A 3,161-nucleotide genomic window follows, 5' to 3' on the forward strand; every position below is an offset into this window, starting at 1 on the left:
CACCCGCCGTTTTGACACCGCTGCCATGTCCTTGGGCGCGCTCTCGCCAGAAGCCCACGAAGCCCTGGCCATCGCCATGAACACCATCGGCGGGCGTTCCAACTCCGGCGAAGGCGGCGAAGATCCGGCCCGTTACCACAACAACAAGATAAGCAAGATCAAGCAAATAGCCTCAGGCCGCTTTGGCGTGACACCAGAGTACGCGGTTAACGCCGAAGAGTTGCAGATCAAGGTGGCACAGGGCGCCAAACCCGGCGAAGGTGGTCAGTTACCGGGACATAAAGTCAGTGGCATCATCGCCCGTCTGCGCTACGCCAAGGAAGGCGTCGCCCTCATCAGCCCGCCGCCGCACCACGATATTTATTCTATTGAAGACTTGGCACAGCTTATTTTTGACCTGAAGCAGATTAATCCGCAAGCCTATGTTTCCGTCAAGCTGGTCTCCGAGGCCGGCGTCGGAACGATCGCCGCCGGGGTGGCCAAGGCCTATGCCGACCGCATCACCATCGCCGGCTATGACGGTGGCACCGGCGCCAGCCCGCTGAGTTCGGTCAAATATGCCGGTTCTCCATGGGAACTGGGTCTGGCAGAAACTCAGACCGCCCTGCGCCGCAACCACTTGCGGCACAGGGTGCGCTTGCAGGCCGACGGCGGCTTTAAGACCGGACTGGATGTGATCAAAGGTGCCTTGCTGGGGGCGGAGAGTTTCGGTTTTGGCACCGCACCGATGATCGCGCTGGGCTGCAAGTATCTGCGCATCTGCCATCTCAACAACTGCGCCACCGGCATCGCCACGCAGGATGAAACCCTGCGCAAGCATTTCACCGGCCTCCCGGAAATGGTCATCAACTACTTCCACTTCGTCGCTGAAGAAGCCCGCGAAATCATGGCGCAACTCGGCATCCGGCGCTTTGACGATCTGGTTGGCGCCAGCCAAATGCTGGAAATCGGTGGAGCACAAACCGAAAAACAGGCCCATCTGAACCTCCGCCCACTGCTGGTCAATGCCGATCTGCGCGATGCCGATAGCAACATCCACACTCAGGACCGCAACCCGCCTTTCGACAAAGGCGAGCTTGCTGAAACCATGGTGAAGGACGCACAACCCGCGCTGGACGAGCAAATCCCCACCCGTTTGCACTATCCGATCCGCAATGTGAACCGCTCCATCGGCGCTCGTCTCGCCGGAGAAATCGCCCGACGCCATGGTAATACCGGCCTGCGGGAAGACGCGGTGCATGTCGAACTCCACGGAACGGCAGGGCAATCTTTCGGCGCCTTCTGCGTACAGGGAATGACCCTGCATCTGCATGGCGATGCCAACGATTACGTGGGCAAGGCCATGAACGGCGGCACCATCATCATCGCACCGCCGGAGGGCGTTTCCTACGCCAGTCAGGACTCGGCCATTATCGGCAACACCTGTTTGTACGGGGCCACCGGCGGACGTCTCTATGCGGCCGGGCGCGCCGGTGAGCGTTTTGCGGTACGCAACTCCGGGGCCATCGCCGTGATTGAAGGCGCCGGCGACCATGCCTGTGAATACATGACCGGCGGTCAGATAGTCATCCTCGGCACGGTCGGCGTGAACTTCGGCGCCGGCATGACGGGTGGTCTCGCCTTCGTCCGCGATCAGGCCCGCCAATTTCCTGATCAGGTGAACGGTGAACTGGTGAATTATCACCGGATTGAAACCGAGTCCATGCGCGGTTACGAGGCCTTGCTGCGGCGCCATATCGAAACACATATAGCAACCACCGGCAGCGCTTATGCCGCAGCACTGCTCAAGAACTGGGCCCACTTTATCCGTGATGTCTGGCTGGTGGTGCCCAAAGCCGCCAAATTGGATGTCCTGCTCGAAGAAGCGAGTTGAGCAACCGCGTCACCCCGAGGAAAAAATCATGAGTTATTTTTCATTCATCGAAGACCCGCGGCAGGACCCCAAAAAACTGGACGTGGAAGAACGCCGCGAGGCATTCAAGGAAATCTACAACAGCTTTGACCTGGACAGTGCCAAATTGCAGGCTGACCGTTGCCTGCATTGCGGCAATCCTTATTGTGAATGGAAATGCCCGGTGCACAACTACATTCCCAACTGGCTGCAACTCATCGTCGAGAATCGTCTTGAAGAAGCAGCGGAGTTGTCCCATCAAACCAATACCCTGCCGGAAATCTGTGGCCGTATCTGCCCCCAGGACCGTCTTTGTGAGGGCGCCTGTACCCTCAACGATGGCTATGGCGCCGTCACCATTGGCAACCTGGAGAGATTCATCACCGAAGAAGCCCTCGCCCGCGGCTGGCGTCCGGAAGTGCCTGAGATTATCCCTAACGGCAAACGCGTTGCCGTGGTAGGGGCAGGCCCGGCCGGCCTCGGCTGTGCGGACATCCTCAATCGCGCCGGTACCGAGGTCGTCGTTTTTGACCGCTATCCGGCCGTCGGCGGTTTGCTCACCTTCGGCATCCCCTCTTTCAAACTGGAAAAAGAAGTCGTCGCCCGCCGCGCCGATCTATTGCAGGAAATGGGCATTCGTTTTCAGCTCGATACGGAGGTCGGCAAGGATATTTCTCTGACCAGGTTACTGGAAGATTTTGACGCCGTGTTTCTGGGGATGGGCACCTACACCGCGAAGACCGGCGACTTCCCCGGTGAAGACTTGCCCGGCGTCCTCAACGCGCTCTCCTATCTGATCGCTAACACGCGTCACCTGATGCAGTTGCCGCCTGACCCAGACCTGCCTTATGTCAGCCTGTCCGGCAAACGAATCGTGGTACTCGGGGGTGGCGATACCGCCATGGATTGTTTACGCACAGCCATCCGTCAGGGTGCCAGCAGTGTCACCTGTGCCTATCGCCGCGACGAAGAAAACATGCCCGGCTCACGCCGGGAAGTCGCCAACGCCCGCGAAGAAGGCGTCAAATTCCTCTTCAATCGCCAACCCGTCGAAGTTATTGGTGATGCGGCATCGGGCGCCCGGGGTGTGCGTCTGGTGGAAACCCGCCTGGGGGAACCAGATGCCAAAGGCCGTCGCCGTCCGGAAATCATCCCCGGCTCAGAGCAGATATTGGATGCCGATGCGGTGATCGTCGCTTTTGGTTTCGACCCCTCCCCCGCCCCCTGGTTTGCGGAGCACGGTATCAGCACGGATGCCCATGGGCGGATC

The 3,161-nt window shown here is 59.6% G+C and carries 2 protein-coding genes; both read left to right on the forward strand.

Features of this window, described 5'->3' with window-relative positions; all coding sequences use genetic code 11:
• A partial coding sequence (gltB, locus tag HF921_RS12815) for a glutamate synthase large subunit (RefSeq protein WP_215893957.1) occupies positions 1-1,873 on the forward strand: 1,873 nt, incomplete at its 5' end.
• 28 nt (positions 1,874-1,901) lie between these two features.
• Positions 1,902-3,161, forward strand: a 1,260-nt coding sequence (locus HF921_RS12820) for an FAD-dependent oxidoreductase (RefSeq protein WP_215893958.1), incomplete at its 3' end; no start/stop codon positions are given.

Origin of the sequence: Acidithiobacillus ferriphilus, from assembly GCF_018854775.1 — a bacterium.
Taxonomy (GTDB): Bacteria; Pseudomonadota; Gammaproteobacteria; order Acidithiobacillales; family Acidithiobacillaceae; genus Acidithiobacillus; species Acidithiobacillus ferriphilus.